Origin of the sequence: Enterococcus sp. DIV0421 (genome assembly GCF_051713745.1) — a bacterium.
In the GTDB taxonomy this organism is placed as follows: domain Bacteria; phylum Bacillota; class Bacilli; order Lactobacillales; family Enterococcaceae; genus Enterococcus_D; species Enterococcus_D casseliflavus.
Map to the genome: position 1 here is coordinate 1,391,769 of NZ_JBIOQM010000001.1, position 25,817 is coordinate 1,417,585.

Sequence of the window (25,817 nt, forward strand, 5' to 3'; positions counted from 1 at the left end):
TTCGTTTATAGATTACCATAGCCATTTTTTTAAGTCAATATTTTTTTGTAATTATTCTTTCACTCACACTAAGCTTCCTTCAATTCATTTATGGTTTACGAAAATTGTTAAAAATTAAGGATCTCGATTATTTCATTAATCCTATTTTTTCTCTACTTTTCTAGCATTCTTCTTTTATGAGTTTACTTATCACAACTTGCATTCCCTAATCTATTTTCTAACAATCATTCACTGTTTAACCGTTCCAATCGGAAGATTATCTAGTTAATTATTTAAAAATAGCTCGGATTCACATTTATTTTTTGCTTTTTAACTAACTAAAAGCGAAAAGATAAGAGTTAAATTTGTAAATGTATATAAGGTTAAGAGCTGTTAGATGAGCTTTTTAGGGGAATCTCGGAAAACTAAAGATATTCAAAAAAATTGTGAGTTTACTCCAAATCAATACAAAGCTTTTCTTTCAAGTAATCAAGTTTTCTATAGAGACGCTTGCGCTTTCCTCCTATAGCAGTCCCATACTTAGTCAATCTCAACATTCAGCTACGAAATGCTTTTGCATATGAATGATCTGTGATCAGCTACTGATCAAATCTACAATAATCATTGTATTCTCGATGTAAGAGCGTTTAGATCACTACGCAAAAAGCTAGTCAGGGACTGTTCCTAACTAGCTGTGATTACTTTTTCATCTTCCTGTACGTGCCTTTACCTAAGCTAACCGTTAAAGCTAGTTTTATCTTATAGAACTTAGTAAAAAAGAGTTTCTCTTGACTACTATCTCTCTTACTTTTAACTAACTTTAAGCTTCCCTGCAATCAGCCCCACTAGAAGCAATAAACTGCCGGAAAGAACAAACACCCACCGTACATCAAAAACATCTGCTACCTGTCCCATCAACAAGGTGAATAAAGCAAAAACACCGGAATTTAAGATGCCTGAGGCAGCGTAGATGGCAACCAATCGATCGGCTGCTACTTTTTGTTGGATTAATGAGGCTTGTGGAATATTTTTGATCTGGGAAAAGAGCCCGATTAAAACGGATAGTCCTAGAATCAAAAAGCGGTCGCTTGATAGGGCAACGGCAACGGTGATCAGTCCGCCCAAGACAGCGCCCATTACAATCGCTGTTCGTTTGTTTTTATCAAACCGCTCGGAAAATCGCATCACCAGCGCACTTCCTAGCAACGCACCAACAAAATAAGTGGCGTTGATATAGCCCCACCAAGCATCAGGTGCCTGCATCACTTCTCGGACGAATACTAACACAATCGCGGACACCCATGCTGTATTGGCGATACTTTCCAGCATGTCCATACCAACGATCACCCGAACCAGAGGATCTTTCATAATCCAGCGCCAGCCAATAAACAACTGGTGTCCTAATGGCTGCTTTTCGTTTTTTTCTCGAGTCGTTCTAGGCAAAAACGCTAATACTATCGAGGAACTTAGAAACAGAAAGCTGTCTAATAAAACCAACTGATGAACAGAAAATACTAGCAGCAAGGAGGTTCCGATCGCCCAGCTGCCGATGTTGACTGTTTGAAGCATCGAATTGAATATTCCATTGGCTTTGACGAGGCGATGCTTTTCCACATATTTCGGGATCAAGGCACGACTAATTGGTTCTGAACAGCCGTCCAAAAACGAAATCAATGCGACAAGGCAATATAAAACCAATAGATTCATCGTTTCAGCTTTCAGATAGAGATACGCGGTCATAAAAAAGAGTAAGGCTGTTTTGCACATCTGGCTGACCTTCAGCACTTGTTCTAAGCGAAAATAACTCGTGATGACCGGTGAGAGAAAGCCGGAAATGACACCACCTCCTGTTACTAGCACTGGGACAAGCGCCGCTGCCAAAGCAGAGTCCGTCCAGCTAAAAATAGAACTGATAATTGCCACAATATAAATGGTATCCCCGACATTCGCCACTGTTTGGCCAATGATCAATTGAGTAAATCCCTGATTCTTCTTCATTTGTTTTCCACCTTTACTTAGAAATAACGATTGCTCGTTTTTCTAGTTATTGATCGCCATTTGCTAAGTAAAGGATTTTATTTTGTATGATTCATTTGTGGGCCTCCTCTATCTGGTGTTGCCTAGCTGTCTAATAGTTCTACTATACCAGATTGACGGGTAAAATTATCTTATGTACACTATAATCACATTGCTCAAGGAGGTGCCTATGAATAATTTAGGAACCACGTATCGTAAAATCAGAAAAAGCCGTGGCATCACGCAAGCGCAAGTTTGTAAAGACCTGCTTTCAAGAACCACCTTATCTAAATTTGAGAATGAAAAATTAACGCCCTCCGTTACCCTTTTTATCGCACTTTTAGCGCGAATCGATTGCGGTTTTGAGGAATTTTTTTACATCGCCCAAGGATACCGTTTAAATGAAAAACAACAAATCTTGCATCAATTTTTCTCTTTGTTTTCCAACCAGGATCTAAAAGCATTGCTTGCTTTGAAAGAACAATGTTTACTTTTCCAAAGAACATCCGTCAGTAAAACCATTGACTTATTGTTGTATGTAATCGACTCTCTCACAGCGCTCTCAACGAATGCAGAAAAAGAAATTCCTTGCCTGCCCAAAGTTCTTTTGACGGTTCCCTGGGATGCACTTCAAGCTTATTCCGACTGGACCCTTGATGATATTAAGCTGATCAATTGTCTTTTATACCTCTTTCCAGTTGAAATCGCCCACGCCATCGCCCGCCAATTGATCCAACAACTAAAAAAATACGAAGCACTAGAAAACACTATGTCTTTACAGTGTGCGATTCATTTGAATGTCGCCTTGCTTTATCTGCAAGAGCAGCAACACCAAGAGGCGAAAGAAGCCGCGGATCAAGCCCTGCTATTGGCAAAAAAGAGCAAGCGCTATGATTACTACTCGTTAGCCACTGCTCGAAAAAGTTTTGCGATCGGAGATACGGATTTGTTTGAGCAAGCAAGACAGATGGCATCGTTATTTGAAGATAAATGGACTTGTGAGTTGATTGAGAAGGAGGGACGACAGTTTTTGGGTTGATAGCAGGTTTATTGGAGGATTGCATTGTTTATAATGAGGGAATTGGTGATGAAAGTTTGTTTTGAGCTGAGAAAGTGACTAGCCCCTCCATCTTTTTTGGAGGGTGATGTTGTGATGATTCAGTCGATCGTTAATTGAATGCTGTTGATGCTCCATTATTTTAGATTTAGATAAGATCACACGGTTGTTACTAGCGGTCAACAAGTAGCTTTAAATTCCATTATTTTAGATTTGAACTAGGATCTCCCATAAGTTGTTTTGGTATGTCTTCGATTTACATTCCACTCTTTTAGATTTGAACCGCTTTTCTATAAATATCAAAAGCTTGATCTCTTTTATTTACATTCCACTATTTTAGATTTGAACCCCGCATCTACTACACATTGAAATAATAGGCTTTATAGTCCTCTTTCTGTCGATGTCAAAAATTAGGAGTGATTCATCCCCTTAGATAACATTATATATCAAAAGAAGCTTATATTCTAAGTACTTTTCGTCATCTGTCGTAACTAGGGGAAATTTGAGTTATTCGACATCGACAGACGAATCATTTAAAGCATTCTGTCATCAATTTTGGACTAACAATACCACCACACTTGTTTTCGGATCTTTTCCGATTTGTATTAAAAGAAAGATTCGGTCCAAATTTTCTCAGGTCTTCTGTCGAACGGACTTTTTGTGTTGGATCATTTTCTACGCAAAAACAAAAAAGAAGCGAACTAAAAAATCATTTTACAATTTTTTGGTTCGCTTCTTTTAATAGATTCTCGAAATGAATGATGAAAAAGCCGCCACTACATCTTTTTTAATTTGTATCTATGCTTTAATGTAGCCCTACTTCCAGCACCATAACAATAGACTAAAGCCGAACTTTTTCTATTTGTACTCTGGCAAATAACCTGCATGGGCTTCAATTAATTCATCCACTAGGCAAGTAATTGCTTCTAGCGAGAGTTCTGAAGAGAGATGCGGATCTAGGTAAGCTGCTTGATAGATTTTCGACCGGTTCAATGTCAATGCAGCTTCGACTGTTAATTCTTGTACGTTGATGTTTGTTCGATTTAACGCTGCTAACTGGGTAGGCAGTTGACCTACATAGGTTGGTTGAATGCCGTTCTTGTCCACTAAACAGGGGACTTCAACACAGCAGTCTTCAGGAAGATTGGTTATGAGGCCTTTATTCAAAACATTCCCTGCTATAACAGAAGGAGTACCAGTTACAATTGAATCCATAATGTATGACGCATATTCATTACTGCGAGTATGGGTTAATTCCCCATTCATAACAATACTTTCCCTCATCTGATTCCAGTCACTAATTTGATTTTCACAGCGGCGCAAATACTCATCTAGCGGAATATCGAAACTATCGATTAATTCTGGGTACAAATTTTTAATAAAGTAAGGATGATATTCTGCATTGTGTTCACTGGATTCTGTGATGTAATAGCCAAAACGTTTCATCAGTTCAAAACGCACCGAATCTTGATGAGGATGTGGTTTGGCTGCTGCTAGTTCTCTGATTTTTGGATAAAAATCTTTCCCGTCTTTTGTCAATTCCAGTAAAAAAGCCATATGGTTGATCCCGGCGATCTTCCACTGAAATTCATCAGCATTATATTGTTCTGAAATCCCAAGTTGCTTAAACAACTCTGACACACAAACTTGCACACTATGACAGAGTCCAACAGTTTTAATTTTCGTTCCTTTCAAAATCCCCATCGTCAACATCGCCATTGGATTGGTGTAATTTAATAACCAAGCTTGAGGGCAGACTTCCTCCATTTCTCTTGCAAACTCTAGCATCACTGGCAATGTCCGTAGGGTGCGGAAAATCCCACCGATCCCCATGGTATCACCAATGGTTTGTCTTAGACCGTATTTTTTGGGAATCTCAAAATCAATCACTGTAGATGGCTGGTAGCCGCCTACTTGGATTGCATTGATGACAAAATCTGCGTCGGTTAAAGCTTCTTTGCGATTCTGATAGGTTCGGATTTTTGCCCGATCATGATTGGCATTTTTATTGATCGTTCTCAACATTAGCTCCGATTCTCTAAGCCGCTGTTCATTGATATCGTATAATGCAATATCAGCCTCAGATAAACTTGGGGTCAGCATCGCATCCCCCAACACATTTTTTGCAAATATCGTACTTCCTGCACCAATAAATGTAATTTTAACCATGTACTTGCTCCTCTCAATCTCTTCCATATTTTCTCGAAAAATCAATCTTCTATTTTCCTATTGGCAACATTTACTCCATCGATTGTTTGTCTATTTTTATCTGTAGCAAGACATAATTTTTCAACACTAGATACATTGATACACTTCCAGAAAAGAACAACAGAAACATCGGAAAAAGAAACCCTATACACGCTATGAGAATAAGCAAAGCCAAGACCTTAGCTGTTTGAACTGGAAATGCCAGTGCAAAGCATCCTGCTGAAAAAAAGGTCTGATACATCGATCTTCCCCAATAAACACTGATAGGAAACACATAGACAAGCATGGATAAAGTACCAATAATCGCTAATAGTATGGGAATGCGTAAACCGATAAACAGCGGCTCTTCGGAGGTTAAAACTATGTGAAAATTGATCCCTAAGCTGCCGAGAATCAACCAACAGATGCATCCTAATTTATTACTACGAAAAAATACTTTTTTATAGCAAATAAAGAAGTCCTGCGCTGTCCATTCGGTTTCACCATCAACGATGAAGCTCTTTAACAGAATGAAGCTAGTCATCGTAGCTGGAAAAAATCCAAAGAGACCAACCCCTAAAAGGGTAAACCCTAACCAGAGAATGTTGAGGTACGCAAATTTCATTACCCACTCTAGATACTGTGCCAGTTGATTGATTTTCACTTATTAATCATCCTTTTTTATCTATCCCTTGATCCCTGTCAATGTGATTCCTTCGATAATATAGCGTTGGGCAAACAAATAGACCAGAATAATTGGAATTACCGAAATCGTGGCACCTGCCATCATGTAAGACCAATTTGTCACATAGAGTCCTTTAAAGTTATTTAGCAACAAAGGAACCGTGAATTTTTCAGGCGTTGAAAGATAAATCAATGCATCCATGAAGTTATTGTACGTGCCCATAAAGATAAAGATCGTCATGGCTGCAAGCGCCGGTTTGATCAATGGTAATATGACACTCCAATAAATACGCGGGATGCTCGCACCATCCATCACTGCCGCCTCTTCTAATTCTTTGGGGATTCCTCGAATAAATTGTCTCAATAAAAAAACTGCAAAGGCGTTAAATAAAGCACCAGGAATGATCAACGGCAAATGCGTGTTTAACCAGCCGAGCTTGTCCATAATCAAATACAATGGAATCATGGTGACTTGCTTAGGAATCATCATTGTCGCTAAAAATAGCAGAAACAGAGCCTCGGAACCTTTGAATTTCAATTTTGCAAAAGCATAAGCAGCCATCGATCCAGTGAAAAGCTGACTAACAACGACGATGATCGTAATGTAGAAGCTGTTCCAATAGGCGCGACCAAAAGGCATCGCTTGCAATGAATCGAGGTAATTTTGCCAGACAATCGGATTCGGGAACCAAACAGGTGGTATTGCAAAAATCTGTGTCATATTTTTTAAGGAACTGCCGATCGTCCAGAGAAAAGGAAAGACCATCAAAAAAGAACCGATTGCTAGTAATCCGTGTAAGCACAATTTGCCTACGCTAATTTTCTTATTCTTCATAATGAACCCACCTTTTTTGCGCATAAAATTGAATCAATGTAAGAACCAAAATCGCTACAAACAGGATAACCGCGCCTGCTGCACTTGACCCAAAGCGAAAATCAATAAAGGCCTGCTGATAAATGTGATAAACAAGTGTATAACTGGCTTTCCCCGGACCACCTCGAGTAAGAACAAACGCTTGGTCAAACACTTGAAACGAACTAATGATCGCCATAATGGATAGAAAGAATGTCGTTGGTGAAAGCATCGGTAAGGTGATTTTAAAAAATTGCTGCAACTTACTGGCACCATCCATTTCCGCGGCTTCATAATAGGATTTGGAGATATTTTGAATACCTGCTAAAAAAATTACCATGTTGTACCCTAGTTGCCACCAGATGCTTAACATAGCGATAGATAGCATCACGATCCGAGTGTCCGTCAGCCAATTAGGTCCTTGGATACCGATCATCCCCAATACCTGATTCAATATCCCAATATCACCATTTAAAATCCACATCCACATGACGGACACAGAGACTGAGCTTGTCACAACCGGCATGAAAAAGAACAATCGATACACATTTTTTCCAGTACGTTTATTCAAAACGACCGCTAATACCAGCGCCAAACTCAGACCGATCGGAACAGTGAATAAGGTATAGAGCAATGTATTGTATGTTGCTGTCCAAAAATCAGGATTGGCAAATTGATTGATATAATTCTGAATCCCTACAAACGTCCGAGCACCAAATCCATCCCATGACATGAAGCTCAAGCCAATTGCTATTGCCACTGGAATCAGAGAAAAAATGATGAGCCCTACTAATTGTGGCGTTAGAAATAACCAGGCCCATTTTGTTGTGCTTTTCCTCATCCTACCACCTCCTCATCTAATAAGTATTGCTACGGTTGATTGGCTTCGATCAATTCATTGGCTGTTTTTTCCAAGCGTACTACAGCTTCATCAAGCTCTAACTGCCCTAAGAAGAGTAGATCCAGAATACTTTCTAATTGATCACTTAGTCCTGGAACCAATGCCTGTTTGTCTTCTACTTTACCGATATCTCTTGCATCGATTAAATAGTTGGCATGCTCAGGTATCGTGGCATTTTCAATGATGTCATCTGCTGCCGTCACAGAAGGAACAGCATTCCCCTCATCTTCTAACCGATCCCGTTGTCCTTGCTCCGAAGTATAGTAGGATAGAAAGCGCAACGCTTCTTCTTTATTTTTTGAATGATCACCTACTGCTAAATACGCGGTTGCAATAAAGCTAGGCTCGATTTGTTCACCTGTATTAGTAGGATATGGAATGTAATCAAACTCTAATGCCTCATTTTCGCTGAACATTGGTGTAAACCACCGCCCCGCTGACACAAAGGCTGTTTGGTTGGACATAAACATGGCATCCCCACCTTGCCCCTCTGGCAAAGCCCCGGCATAGGTGAAATTCCCGTCAATTACATTTTTCGTCAAATAAGCAAAGGTTTCTATTCCTCGTTCATTTTCAGGTAAAATAAACGAACCATCGTCCCCATACATTTCTCCACCATTTGACCACAACCAACTGAAGTAGTGATGTGCACCATTTTCTAGGACATGACCATATTTTCCATTAGCAGTGACCGTCTCATTTATCTTTTGGAAATTATCCCAAGTCCAATTTCCAGATTCATATAATTTTTGCGGTTCGTTAGGATCAAGTCCTGCTTCTTCTAGCACTTTTTTGTTGTAATACAACAACATTGGATTGGAATCGACAGAAACACCGTAGATTTGCTCCCCTCTTCGAGCAGGTCCCCAGATTCCTGAGGCAAAGTCATCAACTTTGACATAGCTATCCTCTGATTCCAAGAAATCTGTTAATTCAATCAATCGTCCAGTCGCAATCAGTTGCGCCATTTGTACCTCCCCTACATAAAATAAGTCAGGAGCTTGACTTCCTTGCAACTGCGTGAGTAATTGCTGCGCATACGTATCCCCAGGAGCAGGAATAAGTTCGATGGATACGTTTTCATTTTGTTTCATATAGGCATCAATCGCTCGCTGATATACTTCTTGTTCTGCGGGATTTCCCCAGGCTGTCATGGTTAGCGAAACTTTTCCTTCATTGCTGCCAGACTCACTATGATTTGATTCATTGGAACAAGCCGATAGAAACAGGATACTAACAAAACAAACTATCCCTAGCAAACACAATCTTTTTCTCACATAAATTCCTCCTTATAATTGTTTGGTTGAAAATCAACTAAAGCCTAAGCCTTTCTCGCAAACTTTGTCTGGAAATCAAGTGGTAACGTTTATAAAATTCCTCCTTTCTCTTTCACTTACTATGATCGATCAAAGTTTTATCATTGGTGCTGTTAGGAAAGTCTTAGGTGTGTGATGAAACTCTTCTCCAGTTCGTGACTATGAGCATATTCTATTGAACTTTACCTTAATCATGAAGTTCCTTGGTAAGTTTAAAAATTAGTGTTGTATATGGACTTGCATTATCTGATTGATTTGACAACTCATGATAAAAAAGTAACTGGCAACAGCTGATTCCCATGGAAATAGATTGAACGAATGTATTTCCCAGCACATAGTCTCATTTCCATTTTTCAACCTATAACAGTTTTAATTAAAACCGTATCTATTTTGTATACAACTCATCTTATAACAACAAAATAGATATTTAAACAGTAAAATCTATTTTATATACAAAACATACCTATTTTGTATTCTGTGATACGCTTTTATAAAACAGGTATGAGAGGTGCAGAACTTATGTCCCAACAAGAGAACTTATACGAACCCTCAAGAATAGGGGAAAATGTGGTTAATCTCAGAGAAAGTAAAAATTATTCTCAAGCGCATCTAGCAAAGCTAATGAACCTTAATAAAAATGTTCTCGGCAGAATTGAACGAGGCGAGCGACCGTTAAGAGATACCGAGATTTTAAAACTAGCAGAAATATTTCATGTGTCTACAGATTTAATTCTTGATAATCAAACCGAAGCTATCCCTGATTTACAAAAGAATTTCTTAGACTATCGAAATAGCAGTCAAAAAGATATTTCTAAACAAATGGTAAAGTTTCTTGATTTTCTAAAAAAAGAACCTAACTTAACCTTCTCAGGAAAGGTGCTTTCTAGTGAAGAGCGAAAGAACATCACTACGGCGTTTGAAGTGACAAGTCGTTTGATTAGTGAACAGTTATCTCGAAAATAGAATAGTGGTATGGTTGCGTATTTCTAGTTGAAAAGCTGCGAGAGAAGCAAGATATCAATACATAAAAAAGAAGTACTCAAAATAAATCATTTTGTAGTGACCCCAAAAAGTTAGACTTTTATGGAGTGGAGAAATCCACTCCTTTTTTGTACGATAAAATTAACTGTTAAACAGCTGTTTTTACAGCTTCTCGAAACTGAACTGGACTTCGCCAATTTAATTTCTTTTTGATGCGTTTATGGTTGTAATAATAGATATATTGGTCAATTTTTGTTTTCAATTCATCTAAACTCCGATAGACTTCTCCATGAAAAATCTCTTGCTTTAATAAACCAAAGAAGTTTTCCATAGGTGAGTTATCTAAACAATTCCCTTTACGAGACATACTCTGGAAGATTTTATGCTGCTTCAATTTATTCTTATAAGCATTCATTTGATAGGCCCATCCTTGATCTGAATGGAAGGTTCTACGAAATGGACAATCATTTGTCATCTGGATTGCTTCTTCTAATCCTTCCATTATGGCTAGTGCGTTTGGTTTTTCAGAAATCCGATAAGATAGAATTTCACTATTGTAGAAATCCATGAAAGGATCTAAATACAGCTTTTTCTGACGAACGACACCTGTGGTGTCTACTTCATAATACTTAAACTCTGTGGTATCAGTTGTAATTTTTTGGTGACAGATATTTGTATAAAACCGACGATGAATACGATTTTTGGCGACAGTGCCAACCTTCCCACGATAAGAATTGTACCGTCGAGATTTTCGAGTGTAAGACTTTACTTCGATACCTAGTTTTTTTATCAGACGTTGAATCTTCTTTTTATTGACATGAATCCCTTGATTCTCTAATTCTTTTTTTAGTCGCAGACAGCCATAGTCTTTATGCTCCTTGCGAATTTCAATCATTTTTTCTTCAATTTCTTGGTCTGGGTTTGGTCTGTCAAACCGTTTCTGCCAATACATATAGGTTGCTTTAGGAAATTTCAATGTTTCAAGAAGCTCAACTAGTTTGAATGATCCTCGGAGGCTGGCGATGATTCGTGCGATTGATTCTTGCGTCTTTGCTGGGCTTCCTGTTTTCGCAGCTTCCTCAACTCTTTTAAAAAGGCATTCTCAATTTGAAGGGATCGGACTTGCTTTTCTAATGCCTTGATACGATCGCGTTCTTCAGTTGTTGTATTTTCTTTTTTGTTCTCTTTTTTTCTAGCCAAAGTAAGTGGTCGTCCTTTCTCTTTTGAGATCCCCTCAATACCTGCTTCTCTGAAATTACGCATCCAATTGGCAATAAGCGCAGGGTTGTTCATTTCTAAAGTGCTGGCAACTTCTCGATAGGACATCTCACTTGTTTGATATAACTCTATCGCATTTAACTTAAATTGAACAGAATATTTCTGATTTTGATGCTTTCTCAATAGACCTTCCTCTCCGTATTCACGATAGGCATTCACCCAATCACTTACTTGAGACTTGCTTGAAATACCGTATTTATTGGCAAGATGCCGATATCCACCCACACCACTAAGATATTCTTTAACGATTTTTAGTTTTAATTCAAAAGGATATTTTGCCATACAAATAGCGACCCCCAAAAGTTAGATTTTTGGTCTAACTTTTGGGGGTCGCTTCATAAGCCAGATGAGAGTGCTCTTTCGAAAGCTTTGACAAAAGGTCGACCAAAACTGCTGAACAACAGCCGGTGCTTTTCCTTCTATCAGGTCAGTCGCCACTTTTGAGCCCGCAGTAATGGCTGCACCGATCGTGAAGAGCGGCAAACTAAAAAACAAGAGTAGTACATTTAATAGGAGCAACTGGCTGAATTTCCAAGCGATTCGTGCGAAGAAGTTTTCTGAATGAAAAAAGTGTATCATGTGGGTTTACTCCTTTACTGATCCGACAACGATTCCTTGAACGAAATATTTTTGTAGAAGCGGATAAATAATCAATAACGGCACCACTGCCACCACGATCTTCGCTGCATTCAAGTTTCGATCAGAGACCGCTAGTAGACTTTGTAGCTGCTCGGAAGTCAAATTTCCGGCTTGTTGCATTGTTTCAGCAATGTTGACTGATAGTGTTTGGATATAGGTCATTAAAGGATAGTTTTCAGTCTTGGTCATATAGATCAGTCCACTGAAAAAATCATTCCAACTGCCGACAATACTGAATAGAGAAACGGTTGCCAAACAAGGCAATGACATTGGGATATAGATTCGTCCCAAAATCTGCAGCGGGTTGGCACCATCGATCCGAGCAGATTCTTCCAATGATTTGGGGATTCCCCGAAAGAAATTCATCACCAAGATCACACTGCCGATAGGGACTGCACTAGGTAAAATCAGGGACCAAATCGTATTCAATAACCCTAGATTGCGAACGACTAAATACGTTGGGATCATGCCGCCGCTGAATAGCATAGCAAAAACCATCACGCCCATGAATAATTTTCTCGTTCGAAATACTTTTTTTGATTTAGACAGCGGGTAAGCCATCGTTACGATCATCAAGAGGTTCAACAGCAACGAAACGATCACACGAATGACCGAGATCCCAAAGGAACGCCAAAACTGCTGATCGCTCATGATGCGCTCATAAGCCGCTAAGGTCAGATCCACTGGCCATAGCCCCACAGCATTTGCCGCGACCGCACTGCTGCTGCTTAAAGAAAGTGCCACGACATTCAACATCGGTACTAAACAAGAAAGAGCTAAAACAATGACGATCAAATAAATTACTGCATGCCGTATACTAAATTTTTCTTTCATCTCTTTTTTCCTTTCCTTAAAACATCACTCTGTCAGTCTTCTTCTCCGCAATTTTGTTGGAAGACCAAATCAAGAATAGACCGATCACCGATTTGACCAGACCAACGGCAGTCCCTAAGCTGTAGTCTCGACCGATCAGACCGATTCGGTAGACATAGGTATCGATAATATCACCGCTTTGATACACAACCGGAGAATACAGGTTATAAATTTGGTCGAAGCCGGCATTTAAGATATTAGGCAGCGACAAAATCGTCATCAGCAAAATAAAAGGCATCATCCCCGGCAGGGTTACGTGCCAGACTTTTTTTGACCAAGAAGCACCATCCATCGTTGCTGCTTCATATAACCCTGGATCAATCGAGGTAATGGCAGCAAGGTACACGATCGAACTGTAACCGAAACTTTTCCAAACATCGGTCCCGATCAGCAAACGCGGAAATAGCTGATTACTACCCAAAAAGTTTAATGGTTCTACACCAAAGTTTTGTAAAATTTTATTCACCGTTCCATCAAGGCTGAATAAATTGACCACTACTGAAGCCAGTATGACCCATGAAAGAAAATGGGGCAAATAAACGATGGTCTGAATGGAGCGTTTCATCCACTTTACACGTACTTCATTTAATAGAATCGCAAAAAGAATCGGTACGATCGTATTAAAGATAATTTTCCAAAAAGCGATAAAAATCGTGTTTTTAGTCACTAAGAAAATATCCGGTAAACTGAACAAATAGCGAAAGTGCTCGAATCCCACAAATTCAGAACCTAATACACCTTTCGCTGGCACATAATCTTGAAATGCCATCAACAGCCCAAACATAGGACCATAAGAAAAAATCAAAATAAAAATGATGCCTGGTAAAATCATCCCTAAAAAGAAAAGCTGGTCTCGAGAAAACCACTTTTTCTTTTCTTTTTTGCTTTCTTTTTCAACAGAAAGTTCCATTTACTTACTCCTCCATAAAATTTTTGCCTCACCAGCCGCTTGATGAAAAAATTCGAACAAAGAAAAGGCACCTGCAGTCGATTTCCCTGCATACAACCTTGCTTTTCTTTGTTCGAAAGACGAGTGTCAGAACCGCTGGAGTGGCCGCTTAATTATCTGCTCGCTGATCTACTACTTCTTGCATTTCTTCAAGTATGGCTGTTCCACCTTGGCTATTCCAGGTTTCAACATAGTTATCGAAGTTTTCCAGGGGTTCTTCTCCAGTGATAAACTTAATGAAGGTCTCTTCCTCCAGTTTCCCTACTTGTGCCCGTTTCGTTCATTGGCTTTGATCGAATCAAAACGCGGTGGTTTCACTTCATTCAAGCGTCCTTGCTCTCTGATACCGCCCATCACATTATTGACGGCTAAATAGCGGGAAGCATAGCGGGTCCAGTCCACCGGATCGGTTTCTTCAGGGCTATCCAGATATTGCTTGATTTTTTCGGCATTTTCTTTGATGAAGAAGTTAGAGATATCATCGATAGATGTTTCACCAACCGCCGCCTTGGAAGCTTCTACAGCATCATCAATCTCACTATAGGCTTTTAAGAAAACAACATTCCATGGACGAACCGTCCCATCGACATCCACTTTCGCATAGTCATAAATTTCCGGAAACTCGGTTTCAATATCTTCCGAGTTGGCAACTTCACCATAAATCAGATTGATCATCTCCATGATTTTTTCCGGCTCAGAAAAACCTTTGCGTACCACGATGTATTGCCCAGTACCGCGGTTAGCCACGGCATTGACCCCGCCATCGCCGTTAGCATTTTCAAGGGCATAAGGAACAAATTCAGCATTCGGATCATTTTGTTTAGCTTGTACTAACCCCCAGTCAGGCATGTGCCAAGGACCAAAAGCGATGCCCGTTTCCCCATTAACCATCATGGCATGGATATCGTCATACGTCCGGGTACCAAATTGCGGATCCATGAACCCTTCATCTTGCCATTCCTTCAGCAGCGTTAGTGCTTCTTTCATTTCTGGCGTATTGGATCCATAAAACATCTGTCCATTCTCATCTTGGAGATACGATTTTGGGTAGGCTCCAAACGCATTCATAATGGCTGTCCCTGTATATGCCGTGCCGCCATGATTTGGCGAGGACAACCAGAAGGCCAATGGCAAACCAACCGCTTTTCCGGTGTTGGCTAAATCATTTTCTTGAAAAGCAATCGCTGTTTCCTTCAACTCATCCAATGTAATTGAGCGATTGCCATCTTTATCCAGTTCAATACCCAGCTCATCTAGCCAGTCCTGGCGCAACCAGACAAGATTGGGCCCGAAGTCATCGCTAGTAGATGGGATCGCCATCAAGCGATCATCAAACGTAGCTGCTTCTAACTGAATCCCATCAAACGAATCATAGATGTCTTTTAGAAAATCGTCGGCATGCTCCTCAAATACTTCGGTCAAGTCTTCCACTAAATCATTGTTAACTAATTCTTCCAATTCATCTCTTGATCCGACGATCATTGTATCCGGTAGTTCCCCTGAAGCGATCGCTAGCGATACTTGCCGATCGTAATCTTCCCCGTGGGCTTCAAAGGCACTCTCCAGTTCGATGCCCAAGCGTTCTTGAATCAATCGAGTATACGCGTTGTTGCTGTAAGAGTCCCCCTCCGGCAGTTTTGAGTTCGGTGCGGTTTGGCGTCCGATCGTAATCACGGTATCCCCATTTTCATTGGTCTTTGCTTCTTCTGAACTGCATCCTGTCATAATAAGTGCTGAAGCCATGGCTGTTAAAATTGCTGTTCCCCGCCTGAATTTCATTGTTTTCCTCCTCAAACTTTTTTGATATCCTTATTATACGCAATCGCTTCCATAGAAAATATAGCACTTTTTTCAGATTTATAGCACGATTTCCAGAAAATAAAACGTTTACAAATTTGTTCTGTTGCTTTTTTTGTTTATCGCTTACTATAGAAAGAAGAAGCGACTGTGTAATTTTCTCTATACGAAAGGACGGCGAAAACCATGTACCGACTGCTGCTTGCTGATGACAGCTACGATCAAAGAGAAGTGATCAAATACTTCTTGAGTCAGCATGAAAAAGAATGGCGGATCGAAGAAGCCAAAAATGGCCGCGAAGCCTGGCAACTTTTTCAGAAACAGCCCTTTGACTTGATAATTACCGACGTAAAGATGCCCTTTATGGATGGACATGCCCTCGTAGCGAGAATCAAAGAAGCAGTTCCTGAAATTCCTGTGATGTTTATCAGCGGCTTTGAAGATTTTCATTATGTAAAAAAAGCCATACAGTTACAAGCGGTTGACTACCTCTTAAAACCAATCGACCCTGATGATTTTTATGAACAAATAAATAAAATCATTCTTTTTATCGATCAACAAAAGCAGCGCTCTTACACAAAAACAATCGCACAAACCCATTATTTGAAAGAGATTTTGAGTAAACTTTTTTATGGCTATCCTTGGCATTCACTACCGAAGGAAGAGCAATCGGTTGCACAAGATTTTTTTAAGACTCATCCCTCTTTTTTTCTCGTTACTTGGCCGCTGGATTCTTGGAATGCGCCGGATTTCGTCCCTTCACTGTCTGCTGCATTTCCTGAAATGTTCAGTTTATTTTTAGCTCCAGCACAACTGCTCTTTTTTAACGAACCTTTGCCAAAAAGGGAAATCGAGGAGCGAAAAAACAACTTGACTACCTATTTTTCCGAGCAGTTTCAGCAAAAAATAACACTTTTTGACAGCGGACCAGTTCCCCACCATTCAGGAATGTACGGCACCTATCATGACTTACTGAAGACCAGTCAGCGGTCTTTTTATCAGCAAAACAAAGGGAAAATCTGCCAGCTGCTTCCGGGAGATCACTACATCGTCAAGAAAGCTCTTTTTGAAAAAACCATTTCGTATGTGAATCAATACGAAAGTAAAAAAGCACACGCGCTTGTGAAAACAGTTTTCGACTGCTTTGAAACAAATGGACGTGAGGAACCAACCAATACCAAATTTTATTTTGCGACCTTTTATCAAACCATCATCGATCAGTGCACGATCGCCTTTGATGCGGAGCATGGCGCTAATCAGATCGGAAAAATACTGGAAGCGCCAAGTCTACAATTAATTGCGGATATTTTTGATGCCCTCTTCCGTTATATCCATGATGCACTGCTTCAAATCAACGGGAGTCAGTCAAATGACTATGTGCGCCAAGTAAAATCCTATATATTCGCTCATTTTCACCAAGAGTTGAGCTTGGAGCGCTTAGCAAAGGAAGTCAATATCAATCCTAACTACCTAAGCGAATTATTCAGTACTTCTGAAGGCATGGGTATCACCAAATACATCAAGTCTTACCGTATCAAACAGGCTCAGAAGCGTTTAAAGAACTCGAACTGCAGCATTCGAACTATCTCCAAACAAGTTGGCTTTAATCATTATTCCTATTTTTGCAAAACGTTCCGAGAAATTGTCGGAATGACGCCGGATGCCTATAGAAAGAGAGGTCCCTCTTGTTAAGAAAAGTCCACGATTGTTTTAAAAATTTTCGCTTTCAAAAAAAGATCGCCCTTATTTCGATTCTTTCAAGCATTGTTCCTCTGATCGTTTTGACCTTTGTCGGGGTGTCTATCATCCGAGCCTTTATCCAACAGCAGGAAAAAAGTGCTTACTCCGATAATCTCAAAAGTATCAGCTATCAGTTAGAAAGCAAGATCCATACCTATCGGGACAGCCTGCTTTTCTTAGCCAACAATACCGCCTTGACGCAAGAACTTTCTAGTCAACGCTTCTCAAACTTTGATCAATACAATCTCTTTCAAAATACGATCTTGCCTTTGTTTCACAGTGTTCGTTTTCCGCAAGCAGATATCAAAGGCATCACGCTATACACCACGATCGATCTTTATGATCATGGGCAATATGTCAAAAAAATCACTGCTGACACGGCGCTGCCTTTTCTCAAAGAGAAACCCTCGACTGAAATTCGCACGTATTTTGACAAAGAACGGGAGGAACTTTCTTTTTATACCAACCTTTTTTTAAAAGGCCATACCGCAGATTCCCTAAACTACATCGTTTTGACCATCGATCGAGCAGCATTGTTCACGAATCTTGATGCAGTCACTGAGGAACCTTACGATTTGACGATCCAGTCAGAGACCGGGCAGACGCTTTACCGCATTGATTATTTGACGAAGCAGCAGCGTACTCAAAAACAGTGGTTGGTTGGAAGCGCAGTTATTGAAGAAGCCCCTGTACTGCTGGATAATCATTGGCAAATCGTTTTTGTTAAAACCGCACAGTCATTTTTCAGCAGTCTACTGTATCTAGTTGGTGCGGCACTCATTATCTTTGGTTTTGTATTAGTGATATTGGTTTTATCCAGCTGGTGGCTAGCAAAAACAGTGGTACAGCCGATCAATTCTTTGGCCCAGCAAATGGCTTCTTTATCAATGGATCAATTCAAAATCGAGCATAGTTATTCTTCAGAAGATGAAGTTGGACAGTTATACACCAATTTTCAAAAAATGCTAGATAAAATCGCTGAGCTGATCAATGAAGTATATGAAGCCGAACTGAAACAAAAAGAATACGAATTGCGGGTTCTGCAAGCCCAGATCAATCCGCATTTCTTTTATAATTCCTTAGCATTGATCAGCAATACTGCCACACTAAACGGCAATCACGAAATCCGTGAGATGGCTCAGCTGCTGTCTCGATTCTACCGTCTCAGCCTAAACCAAGGATCCAATCGGTTATCTGTCAGCAAAGAACTCGATCTGACGATCACCTATGCTAAAATTCAGCAAAAAATGCATCACCATTCCTTTGATTTAGTCCTCGAAATTGACTCAAATATCGATGAATATCCGATGATCAATCTACTCTTGCAGCCGTTTGTCGAAAATGCCGTCTTTCATGGGCTGGATCATATTGAAGATGACCGCAGAGGTGTATTGACGATCCGCTGCCTCAAAGAAGGACAATGGCTGCGGTTTGAGATTCAAGACAATGGTCCTGGAATTGATCCTGAACAGCTAAAACAACTGGAGCAACCTTCTGATCAACATTATGGTATCAACAATGTACGCCAGCGGCTAGTATTGTACTATGGCACGCAAGCTTCCTTAGCGATTCAATCAGTAAAAGGTGAAAAAACCACAATTGTTCTACTCATACCGCAAGACTTGCCTCCTCAAAAAAAACCGTTAGTGAAGAATGTTTGATCACTAACGGTTTTTTTGTGTCGAAATATTCAGATATTTATTTTAATGCTTGATTTCAAGTACCTATTCTTCTACAGCAAACGCACCAGCCTCTAACAATGCTTGCGGTCCCCGATCACGTGGCGCGCTTTCTGGTTCCTTTAACATTCGTTCCCAATACTCAATGGTATCTTTCATAAAATCATTCTTGCTGTCACTACACCCTTCACGAATAAACAGCAATACCAACCCACTAAAAAAGATCAAGGCTTCTTCATGATATTTTCTCAGATCGCTTTTATGCGCACATTGAAAAACAGCTGATTCAGCAATTGCTTCTTGAAAATAAGCAAAAGAACGCTCTTTTATGTAAGGACCACAGCCAATATCATTTAAAAAAAGTGCGAAAAAGAGGTTACGATTGCGGCTGGCAAATACGTAATAGTCCTGCCAAAAGCTGTATAAGGAATCGAGTGTCTCTTCTGACTCTTTTTTTGTTTCGTGAATGTCGCGAAACACATCATCAACCATCGCCTGTTTATAATTTTGCATGTTTGAAAAATTTAAATAGATCGGTTGGGTCGATGTTCGTGCATATTTAGCAATGTCGCGGACAGTGATTGGTCGATAAAGATATTCCACCAGATATTTTTTTAAGCAATTGATCAAATATTTTTTCGTAATCGTTGCTTTTCTCATAATACCCCTTCCTTTCTGGACGTCACCAATTCTTGCTGATGTTCGTCTCATTCACTTTGACTACTTGCAGCTTTTAGAAGCACAACCAACGCCCATTTTCTTACTGAAAGTAATCTTTATACTTCTACTTTAACAAAAAAGAGCACGTTAACCTATACTTTCCGCCGATTTTCTTAATTTTATTTTTTATTTTTGACCATTTTATTAAAGAAACTCTTGTTGTCTTATGGTGCTCAGACTTAAGGCTGATTTTGACTGGTGCTGCTTGTGGAATGATACTATGTAATGTATAGTATGAGTATGAACAGGAGGAGAGCCTTTGGATGCCCAATTAAAAAAAGGATTATTGGAAATTTGTGTGTTGGCTTATTTGCAGCATGGTGACTCTTATGGCTATGAATTAGTCAAAAACATATCTCCTTTACTGCCAATCTCAGAATCAACGCTCTATCCTATCTTGAAGCGCTTAGAAGCCAGCCGAGCGGTTGAGACTTATAATAAAAGCCATCAAGGACGGACCCGAAAATATTACCGCTTGTCCAAAATCGGAAAACAGCGGATCGACGATTTTTTAACCAACGACTGGCCCCAATTGACATTGATCCAGCGATTTATTAAAGGAGGAACATTAGATGAACAGAGTTGATTTTATCAAGGCATTGGCTGCGGAATTATCTGAAAAAGTCAGACCTAGCGAGATTCATCAGCTGATCAACTATTATGACGAGATGATCGAAGATTTGATGGAAGAAGGATACACCGAAGAAGAAGCCGTGGCACGCCTTGGCTCCCCAAAAGAACTGATCCAAGCAGTTACCGAAACGGAAGAGGTCGTAGTTGAGATTCCCCGCCGCTTTCATCCCTTCTTGCTCTTGATTTTAGTGCTGGGCTTCCCATTGTGGGGCAGCCTCTTGTTAAGTGCCGCTTTGCTGATCCTAAGCTTTTTAATAATCATCTGGTGTGTACCTTTCACCACTGGCATGATTGGTGTCACTACGTTTATCGGTGGGATCGCCAGCGTTGTCTTAAGTCCCATGCTGATGGCGGATGGTTTCTATCTCTTTTTAAGTCAGTTAGGCATGGGGATTTTCTTATTTGGTTTAGGGCTGCTTTGCCTGATCGCCACTTATAGTATGAGCCGACCTTTTTCACGTCTTACCCACTCCCTTGTCGTTTGGCCGAAATCATTTGTTCAAAACTATCGAAAGAAGGCAGTCCTATGATCAAAATCAATAAGCGCTTTTTCGTTTTTCTCAGTCTGTTGTTTATTATTCTCGGACTGGTCATCACCTTTATCGGTTTTTCAATGTCAGGCTACTCACCTGATGCCTACCATATTGAGCATCGTCGCTGGTATCAACTCGTTGGTTTCTATACGGAATGACAGACGGAAAATAATTATAAGTTGATTTTTTCGTCAGAAAAACTAGTAATTTGCATTAATTTCATGTATCGGTGAAAAAATTGAACTTCTCTTTTTGAGTGAACCATATTACTATATAGGTACATCCTGTATCCTATTTCATAGGGTAACCAAAAAAACCCATACCATCCTATGGGTTTTTTTGCTGTCTATAAAAGCAAAAAACGTGCTGCAAGTCCAGGTATCGCCAAGCTAGCTGTTTTAGCTAACCTTGGCAGAACCTGTCTGCAGTACGTTTTTTCTAATGATCGATTATTCCCCTAGTACTGGCTGTTCTTGCACAGTGCCAATAGGAAACAAGGCGCGAAACACTCGGCGAACGATTGGACCTGCAATGAACAATTGCAACGGCAATGCGACGATCACATTTTTCCCAATGTTGCTTAGCCAATTGACGAACACCGAGTGATCAGGGTTTGGGTGCATCAACGCACCAAAGAGTGACATACAGATCACCATGCCGGCGATCATCAATGAAGAAATCAACCCGATTTTTTTCCAAGTAGCTGATTGATGGTCCAAAAATCGAAACGCCAAACCTTTTGCCGGACCAGAAACAATGAACCAATCCAAAATAAAGGCGACACAAAGGGCTAATGGCAATTCATTCCACGCCAATTGGAATGCCAATGCCGAAACACCGACTTGAAACATGAGGTTATAAACACTCATAAAATACACCATGAAAATACACATAAGTGTCGTATAGATCAAACTTTCTTTTTTATTGATGGGCATGTAACAACTTCCTTTCTCTTTTTCGTACTCGACTATTCTAGCAGAAGAAAATTTTTCGTGTAAGTAAAAGTTTGAAAACTTTCAAAAAAGTTTTTTGCTATTTTTTTATCCACTTCTCTTGACACTTTCTTATGAAGTCAGTAGAATAGCGATAGAATAAATCGTACAGATAACAAGCGGGTTCGCTTGTCGAGAGAGAGGCGGTTTCTATGAGAATAGAAACGGTCTCTTTTTTTGCGAATTTTTAGAGGTGAGAATATGGAAAACAACAAAAAACTCGTGGGGGCGATCCTCGCAACCGGATTGATGTCATTTGCAGGTGTGCTGATTGAAACAGCCATGAATGTAACGTTTCCGACATTGATCGATCAATTTACGCTTTCAACATCCGATGTTCAATGGGTGACGACCATCTACTTACTGGTCATCTCCATCATTGTCCCAATATCGACCTACCTTTTGAAACGCTTCTCATTGAGAACCTTGTTTCTAGCTGCCAACGCCTTTTTCCTTGTTGGCTTGGTGATCGACTTTTTATCGCCGACGTTTGCCATTTTGCTGATTGGCCGCTTTTTCCAAGGTGCCAGCACAGGGATCGCACTGCCTTTGATGTTCCACATCATTTTGACTTACTCCCCCTTTGAAAAACGGGGAGCGGCAATCGGCTTAGGGAATTTGACCACTTCCATCGCTCCAGCGATCGGACCGACATATGGGGGCTTATTGACCGCCCATTGGTCTTGGAATGCGATCTTTCTTTTCTTGATCCCAGTCTTGCTGATCTCCCTAGTACTCGGCCTTTACTCGATCCCTAAAACGGCTGGGGCAAAAGACACTTCCCTGGATTTACTGAGTGTATTAGGAATCGTCTTGATGTTCAGCGGCTTCTTATTGTTCTTGAATCAAGTAGGCACCTTAGCGAGTCTACTGCCGCTGCTTTTCGGTTTCATTGGTGCTGGCTTGTTTTATCAACGCTCAAAAGGCCCGAACCCTTTGATTCGTTTGGCTGTTTTGAAAAACCGTAGCTTCAGTTTGTTTCTGTTTGGCTTTCTTGTTTGTCAGTTCCTTTTACTGGGCATTTCCTTTGTCTTGCCGAACTTTGTCCAACTCGTCTTGGGAAAAGATGCCTTTACTGCAGGATTAGTTATGCTTCCTGGGGCGGCGATCGGGGCGATCCTTGCGCCAATCTCTGGTCGGTTGCTGGATAAAGTTGGACCGAAAAAACCGATCCTGTCTGGTTTGACGTTGATTGCCATCGGTTGGCTTGCCTTAGCCCTCGTTTTGCGTTCGCCTTTCATTTGGAGCCTAGTTGCTGGACATGTCTTTTACATGATCGGGATCGGCTTAGCCTACAGCAATATGATGACCACCGGCTTAAACAAGCTGACTCCTGCGTTGTACGCGGACGGTAATGCGATCTTTAATACGCTGCAGCAATTTTCTGGTGCAGTGGCGACGGCTGTGGTGGCGACCATTATAAATTTGGCACAAAATGCGGCGACCGATTACACCCAAGGGACGGTCATCGGCTCTCAAATCGCCTTATTCTTTTTGTGGGCCTTAGTCTTACTGACTTTCCTATTAACGATCAACTACTTCCGCAAAAGCACCGACAAAAAAGCCGTCAGCTAACTGCGGCTTTACCCATTGAAAACCAAGAAAAAGCCGCTCTCCCTTGAGGGCGGCCATAAAAAAATCCGCTTCCGATCCCCCTTCTTAGTCAAAGGGTGCTCTCGGAAACGGATTATTTTTTTAGTTTAATTCAGCGGAACCAACCGCTGTTTTGGCTGTCACTGTGCCTGTGGTCGTCAATGAAAGCTGACGCACTTTTTCGGCATTCGTGATGACTGTTAAAACATCTGTCTGTTTGCCAGCTGCGGTCACTGCATCTAGATCCATCACTGCAATCTTCGTTTCTGGTGTGACCGTGTCACCTTCAGAAACAAGGACCTCAAATGGCGCACCTTTTAATTCCACAGTATCTAAGCCCATATGAACAAGAACTTCCGCGCCACCAGGCGTTAAAATCCCAATTGCATGCTTTGTTTCAAAAATGCTAGAGATCGTACCTGCAACAGGAGCATAAATCGTTCCATTCGTTGGCTGAACAGCAAAGCCGTCACCCATCATTTTTTGAGAAAAGACAGGATCAGAAACTTCAGTGATGGCAACTACTTTCCCATCAGCTGGAGCATAAAGGGTTTCCTCTGAAACTTGTGCCGCTTCTGGGGCTGCAGTTGTCGGTGCAGCCGTCGTTGGTGCAACAGCCGCTGCTGCAGCTGTATCAGCAGCCAATTGCGGTTCTAATTTATTTAAGAAGGTAACTTTTCTAAAGATGATGGTGCAAACAAACGTGATCGCAATCGTCACCGCCATTGAGATGAAGACCATTGGATAGTTTTCAATTTTAAATGATAAGAAGCCAGGTAGTCCCCCTACACCAATACCTAATGCACGGGTATTCGTTGCAGTGATCAGCATACCACCAAAGGCAGAACCTACCATTGCTGCGACAAATGGGTAAACATATTTCAAATTGATCCCGAACATCGCTGGTTCAGTAACCCCCATGTAAGCAGAAATCGTTGCTGGAACAGAGACTTGTTCTTCTTTTTTATTGCCACGGTGAAGGAACCAAATCGCCAATACTGCCGTACCTTGCGCAATATTTGACAGCATGATCATTGGCCAAAGGTTGGTTGTCCCAAAATCCGCTACTAATTGAGAGTCGATCGCTAGCGTTGTATGATGCAATCCGGTAATAACCAAAGGCGCATACAAGCCACCGAAAATGAAACCAAATAACCAGTTTAATGGTGAGGTCAAGCCAGCATTTACGACCCAAGAAATGCCTGATCCGATTTGCCAACCGATTGGACCTAACACCATGTGGGCTGCTAAAATAGTTGGCAGCAATGAGAACAATGGAACGAAGATCATTGAAACCGCTTCTGGAATCCATTTCCGGAAGAATCTTTCAAGATAAACCAATAAGAAACCTGCCAGCATTGCTGGGATCACTTGTGCTTGATACCCAATTTTATCAATAGTGAAGAACCCGAAGTCCCACGTATAATTTTGAGCAATTTCTGCAGCAGAAGTTGAACTTACTGAATAAGCATTTAATAATTGCGGTGAAACCAATGTAATCCCTAAAACAATCCCTAATATTTGCGTGGTTCCCATCTTACGTGTAATACTCCAAGTAATCCCTACTGGTAGAAAGTGAAAGATGGCTTCACAGGGCAGCCATAAAAAGCCGTTGACACCGTTCCAAAAAGTAGAAGCTTGTGTAATGGTTTGTCCACCTAGAGCTTCTAGCGGTACACCTTCTAAGAAATTTCTCAGCCCTAGCATCAAACCACCGACAATAATCGCTGGTAATAACGGGGTAAAGATCTCAGCTAACGTAGCGATCGCTCGTTGCACGATATTTTGATTGTTTTTTGCAATCGCTTTACTTTGTTCTTTAGAAACACCTTCTATTCCTGATACATCGGTAAAATCATTGTAAAACGTTGAGACATCATTGCCGATAATGACTTGGAATTGTCCCGCATTGGTAAACATTCCTTTGACACTTGGAATTTCTTCAATTGCCTTTTCGTTTGCTTTTGACTGATCGTTCAAAACAAAACGCATCCGTGTCGCGCAATGTGTTACTGCGGCGATATTTTCTTTGCCGCCAACATATTCCAGCAGCTTCTCAGCATCATCACGATACTTTCCCATAATTAATAAACCCCTTTCATCTCCACTTGTATATATATGTTTTGATTACGCACTAATCATAACTTGATAATTTTGATATTGCAAGCGTTTCAAACCAACTTTTTTCACTTTTTCTATAAACAATACAAGCAAATAGCAAAGGTACCATATAAAAACCTTGATAAATAAACGTTTTTTAAAATGTTTCATTAATATAAAATAATATTGCCAACAACTTTATTTACTGTTTATTTGACAAAAAAGAATAAAAAAACAGGCTAGATAAATTGAAATAGCTTACAATTTACGTTATAATCATTTTGCATGTATAGACAAGTTTAAAGGAGGACAACTAC

At 40.4% G+C, this 25,817-nt stretch carries 22 protein-coding genes and 1 pseudogene; 8 read left to right on the forward strand and 15 right to left on the reverse strand.

The genetic code is table 11. The features are described from left to right. Nucleotides 1-789: 789 nt before the first annotated feature. Entirely contained in the window at nucleotides 790-1,977 is a 1,188-nt protein-coding gene (locus IGI96_RS06845) for an MFS transporter (protein WP_086338809.1), read from the reverse strand. Nucleotides 1,978-2,185: 208 nt separating this feature from the next. Between IGI96_RS06845 and IGI96_RS06850 the strand changes: the two genes are divergently transcribed. Further along, a complete protein-coding gene (locus IGI96_RS06850; RefSeq protein WP_254907867.1) occupies nucleotides 2,186-3,034 on the forward strand; it encodes a helix-turn-helix transcriptional regulator in 849 nt (282 codons plus the stop codon). An 876-nt stretch (nucleotides 3,035-3,910) separates the two neighbouring features. Here IGI96_RS06850 and IGI96_RS06855 read toward each other — a convergent pair. The 5 genes from IGI96_RS06855 to IGI96_RS06875 form a co-directional block, all read right to left on the reverse strand. Beyond that, a complete protein-coding gene (locus IGI96_RS06855; RefSeq protein ID WP_086338811.1) occupies nucleotides 3,911-5,221 on the reverse strand; it encodes an alpha-glucosidase/alpha-galactosidase in 1,311 nt (436 codons plus the stop codon). Nucleotides 5,222-5,291: 70 nt separating this feature from the next. After that, the gene (locus tag IGI96_RS06860) at nucleotides 5,292-5,903 is read right to left on the reverse strand and encodes a YesL family protein (RefSeq protein WP_086338812.1); all 612 of its coding nucleotides are present in this window, start codon (nucleotides 5,901-5,903) and stop codon (nucleotides 5,292-5,294) included. A gap of 21 nt (nucleotides 5,904-5,924) precedes the next feature. Beyond that, a complete protein-coding gene (locus IGI96_RS06865; RefSeq protein WP_005233037.1) occupies nucleotides 5,925-6,758 on the reverse strand; it encodes a carbohydrate ABC transporter permease in 834 nt (277 codons plus the stop codon). Further along, nucleotides 6,748-7,617, reverse strand: coding sequence for a carbohydrate ABC transporter permease (locus IGI96_RS06870; RefSeq protein ID WP_005233036.1), 870 nt, complete (start codon nucleotides 7,615-7,617; stop codon nucleotides 6,748-6,750). The genes IGI96_RS06865 and IGI96_RS06870 overlap by 11 nt, the downstream gene beginning before the upstream one ends. A 29-nt stretch (nucleotides 7,618-7,646) precedes the next feature. Continuing rightward, the gene (locus IGI96_RS06875) at nucleotides 7,647-8,954 is read right to left on the reverse strand and encodes an ABC transporter substrate-binding protein (RefSeq protein ID WP_086338813.1); all 1,308 of its coding nucleotides are present in this window, start codon (nucleotides 8,952-8,954) and stop codon (nucleotides 7,647-7,649) included. Between the two features lie 558 nt (nucleotides 8,955-9,512). Between IGI96_RS06875 and IGI96_RS06880 the strand changes: the two genes are divergently transcribed. Beyond that, nucleotides 9,513-9,956, forward strand: a complete 444-nt coding sequence (locus IGI96_RS06880) for a helix-turn-helix domain-containing protein (protein ID WP_254907868.1) — start codon at nucleotides 9,513-9,515, stop codon at nucleotides 9,954-9,956. A gap of 166 nt (nucleotides 9,957-10,122) precedes the next feature. Here the strand turns inward: IGI96_RS06880 and IGI96_RS06885 are convergent, their stop codons facing one another. The 6 genes and pseudogenes from IGI96_RS06885 to IGI96_RS06910 all read right to left on the reverse strand — a co-directional run bounded on the left by IGI96_RS06885 (nucleotide 10,123) and on the right by IGI96_RS06910 (nucleotide 15,492). Further along, the gene (locus tag IGI96_RS06885) at nucleotides 10,123-11,010 is read right to left on the reverse strand and encodes an IS3 family transposase (RefSeq protein ID WP_315850476.1); all 888 of its coding nucleotides are present in this window, start codon (nucleotides 11,008-11,010) and stop codon (nucleotides 10,123-10,125) included. Beyond that, nucleotides 10,968-11,534, reverse strand: coding sequence for a helix-turn-helix domain-containing protein (locus IGI96_RS06890; protein WP_015509615.1), 567 nt, complete (start codon nucleotides 11,532-11,534; stop codon nucleotides 10,968-10,970). Before IGI96_RS06890 ends, IGI96_RS06885 begins: the two co-directional genes overlap by 43 nt. 21 nt (nucleotides 11,535-11,555) lie before the next feature. Then, complete coding sequence (locus IGI96_RS06895; RefSeq protein ID WP_438784967.1) at nucleotides 11,556-11,831, reverse strand: DUF624 domain-containing protein; 276 nt, start codon at nucleotides 11,829-11,831, stop codon at nucleotides 11,556-11,558. A 6-nt stretch (nucleotides 11,832-11,837) separates the two neighbouring features. Further along, nucleotides 11,838-12,725, reverse strand: coding sequence for a carbohydrate ABC transporter permease (locus IGI96_RS06900; protein ID WP_015508704.1), 888 nt, complete (start codon nucleotides 12,723-12,725; stop codon nucleotides 11,838-11,840). A gap of 16 nt (nucleotides 12,726-12,741) precedes the next feature. Continuing rightward, nucleotides 12,742-13,674 (reverse strand): ABC transporter permease, encoded by a 933-nt coding sequence (locus tag IGI96_RS06905; protein ID WP_438784968.1) that lies wholly within the window; start codon nucleotides 13,672-13,674, stop codon nucleotides 12,742-12,744. A 148-nt stretch (nucleotides 13,675-13,822) separates the two neighbouring features. Beyond that, nucleotides 13,823-15,492 (reverse strand): annotated as a pseudogene (locus tag IGI96_RS06910) (extracellular solute-binding protein). 204 nt (nucleotides 15,493-15,696) lie between these two features. Between IGI96_RS06910 and IGI96_RS06915 the strand changes: the two are divergent. Together IGI96_RS06915 and IGI96_RS06920 are read left to right on the forward strand one after the other, a co-directional pair. After that, on the forward strand, nucleotides 15,697-17,202 hold the full coding sequence (locus tag IGI96_RS06915) for a response regulator (protein WP_086338863.1): 1,506 nt from the start codon (nucleotides 15,697-15,699) through the stop codon (nucleotides 17,200-17,202). Then, nucleotides 17,196-18,911, forward strand: a complete 1,716-nt coding sequence (locus tag IGI96_RS06920; RefSeq protein WP_086338862.1) for a sensor histidine kinase — start codon at nucleotides 17,196-17,198, stop codon at nucleotides 18,909-18,911. The genes IGI96_RS06915 and IGI96_RS06920 overlap by 7 nt, the downstream gene beginning before the upstream one ends. 63 nt (nucleotides 18,912-18,974) lie before the next feature. Here IGI96_RS06920 and IGI96_RS06925 read toward each other — a convergent pair whose 3' ends face one another. Further along, nucleotides 18,975-19,589, reverse strand: coding sequence for a TetR/AcrR family transcriptional regulator (locus IGI96_RS06925; RefSeq protein WP_172462561.1), 615 nt, complete (start codon nucleotides 19,587-19,589; stop codon nucleotides 18,975-18,977). Nucleotides 19,590-19,908: 319 nt separating this feature from the next. Between IGI96_RS06925 and IGI96_RS06930 the strand changes: the two genes are divergently transcribed. The 3 genes from IGI96_RS06930 to IGI96_RS06940 are packed head-to-tail and all read left to right on the forward strand — an operon-like array spanning nucleotide 19,909 to nucleotide 20,973. Further along, nucleotides 19,909-20,235, forward strand: coding sequence for a PadR family transcriptional regulator (locus tag IGI96_RS06930; RefSeq protein WP_086338861.1), 327 nt, complete (start codon nucleotides 19,909-19,911; stop codon nucleotides 20,233-20,235). Continuing rightward, nucleotides 20,222-20,812, forward strand: a complete 591-nt coding sequence (locus IGI96_RS06935; RefSeq protein WP_010748498.1) for a DUF1700 domain-containing protein — start codon at nucleotides 20,222-20,224, stop codon at nucleotides 20,810-20,812. The genes IGI96_RS06930 and IGI96_RS06935 overlap by 14 nt, the downstream gene beginning before the upstream one ends. Beyond that, nucleotides 20,809-20,973, forward strand: a complete 165-nt coding sequence (locus IGI96_RS06940; protein WP_005226470.1) for a hypothetical protein — start codon at nucleotides 20,809-20,811, stop codon at nucleotides 20,971-20,973. The genes IGI96_RS06935 and IGI96_RS06940 overlap by 4 nt, the downstream gene beginning before the upstream one ends. Nucleotides 20,974-21,264: 291 nt before the next feature. Here IGI96_RS06940 and IGI96_RS06945 read toward each other — a convergent pair whose 3' ends face one another. Beyond that, nucleotides 21,265-21,750, reverse strand: coding sequence for a hypothetical protein (locus IGI96_RS06945; RefSeq protein ID WP_005226468.1), 486 nt, complete (start codon nucleotides 21,748-21,750; stop codon nucleotides 21,265-21,267). A gap of 258 nt (nucleotides 21,751-22,008) precedes the next feature. Between IGI96_RS06945 and IGI96_RS06950 the strand changes: the two genes are divergently transcribed. Further along, the gene (locus tag IGI96_RS06950; RefSeq protein WP_010748497.1) at nucleotides 22,009-23,382 is read left to right on the forward strand and encodes an MFS transporter; all 1,374 of its coding nucleotides are present in this window, start codon (nucleotides 22,009-22,011) and stop codon (nucleotides 23,380-23,382) included. 120 nt (nucleotides 23,383-23,502) lie between these two features. Here IGI96_RS06950 and treP read toward each other — a convergent pair whose 3' ends face one another. Further along, on the reverse strand, nucleotides 23,503-25,482 hold the full coding sequence (gene treP, locus IGI96_RS06955; protein WP_016608959.1) for a PTS system trehalose-specific EIIBC component: 1,980 nt from the start codon (nucleotides 25,480-25,482) through the stop codon (nucleotides 23,503-23,505). Nucleotides 25,483-25,817 lie beyond the last annotated feature (335 nt).